2 protein-coding genes are annotated in these 1,727 nt (G+C 70.5%); both read right to left on the bottom strand.

What is annotated here, in order from left to right:
• Positions 1 to 51: 51 nt before the first annotated feature.
• Positions 52 to 528 carry an Ig-like domain-containing protein gene (locus VT52_RS34265; protein WP_240510009.1) on the bottom strand — a complete coding sequence of 159 codons (477 nt, stop codon included), beginning with the start codon at positions 526 to 528 and terminating at the stop codon, positions 52 to 54.
• Between the two features lie 582 nt (positions 529 to 1,110).
• Positions 1,111 to 1,727 (bottom strand): IPT/TIG domain-containing protein (locus VT52_RS34260; protein ID WP_206306692.1); only part of this gene is annotated, 617 nt, incomplete at its 5' end.

Genomic DNA, 1,727 nt, shown 5'->3' with positions numbered 1-1,727 from the left:
CACGACCGGGCCCGGGAGGCCCTCGTGCGTCCTGGTGCCCGGCCGGCCCCCTCAGCCGAAGTTCACGGTGTTGTGGATGTCTCCCACCACGAAGCCGATCAGGCTGCCGCAGGCCAGCAGACACAGGCCGGGGGTGCCGTCGGGCGGCGCCGGAGACGATGACACCTGGACGGTCGTGGTGCTGTTGGACGCGTCGCAGGCCTCGTTGCCGTTGTAGGCGGCGGTGATGGTGTGGGTGCCCGTCGTGGTGAACGACGTGGTGTACGTCGCCTGTCCGTCGGCCGCCACCGGCACGGTGGTCAGCAGGTCGCCCCCGTCGAAGAAGGACATGCCCAGGCCGCCGCTCGGGTCGGAACCGCAGGTGACGGCCGCGGTCAGCTGCACCGAGCCGCCGACGGTCGCCGTCGACGGTGAGGCGGTGACGCTGGTGGACGACGCGGCGGCGGCCGCCGGTGCGGCGGCGGCGAGAACGGCGGCCAGCGCCGCCGAGGTGACGGCCCACCCGCCACGAGTACGTCTGCGCCTCACGATCAGCTCCTTTGGCCTGGATCATCTGCTTTACCGATGAAGCTCACGCTAGGAACCCGAGGGCGGGTCGGCCATGCGGCAGGCCTGGTCGGGTCAAGGCACTCAGCCGATCGTGTGAGCGAGCCCCGAAGCTGCCTGTGCCGTGTTCGGATGACCGGGACCGCGACCCACCGGAAGATCACCGCACCCGATGTCCCTCCGGCCGTCGTCACCCGGACGGCGGCATCGCCCACCGGCCCGGGCGGGACGACCACCGTCAGGGGATTGCTGGAACACCCGGTGTCGTCACCGTGACGGTGACCGGACCAGAACCCGCAGGAGGTATGACGGTGATCTGCGTGGGCGCCGCGACGTCCACCGTGGCCGGCATCGCGCCGAAACCGCGCGTCGCCGGGGTTCAGCAGATTCTGACCCGTCGGTGTGACGGCATTCCCACCGGTCGTTGCGCCGGACCTCGGGTTCCAGGGGCACGCCTGAGAGACGGCTCTGCCGCCTTCCGGGTGAGGCGACGTCTGCCGAACAGCCCCTTGATGGACGGCATGGCTGAATGGCGGAACCGTCACCTCGACCGCGGCGGCTCGTCTACTCGTAGGTGTAGGTGAGGGAGTTGCTGTTACCGCCGGGGGAGTGGACGGTGACGGAAACGCTCCCGATTCCGGGCGGCGAGGTGGCGAGGACGACGGTGTCGGAGATGGCGGCGAAGCTGGCGGGTGTGGCGCCGAAGAAGACCTGGTCCGTGTAGGTGAGGGCGGTGCCGAAGATGGTGACGTCGGTGCCGCCGGTGGTGGGGCCGGTGTCGGGGACGAGGCTTGTGAGGGCGGCCTGCGGCACGTAGGTGTAGTACGGGTTGCCGACGCCGGGGTCGCTGGTACCCCCAGGGGTGGTGACGGTGACCACCACGGTGTCGGTACCGGCCGGCGTGGTCACCGTGATCTGGTCATCCCCCACGACGACGATGTCGCCGGCGGCCTGGGCGTCGAAGTGGACGGCGGTGACGCCGGTCAGGTTGGTGCCGAAGACGGTGACGGTGTCGCCGCCGCTGGTGGACCCGAAATGGGGGGCGAGGTCCGTGAGGGTGGGTGCCGGCGTCATGGTGTAGCCGTAGGTGACGCTGTCGCTGGTGCCGCCTGGCGTGGTGACCGTCACGGAGACGGAGCCCGAACCCGCCGGGGCGGTGGCGGTGATCTGCGTGTCGCTGT

The sequence above is a fragment of the Streptomyces malaysiense genome (assembly GCF_000980885.2).
GTDB lineage: Bacteria > Actinomycetota > Actinomycetes > Streptomycetales > Streptomycetaceae > Streptomyces > Streptomyces malaysiense.
This window is presented reverse-complemented; position numbering and strand designations above follow the sequence as displayed.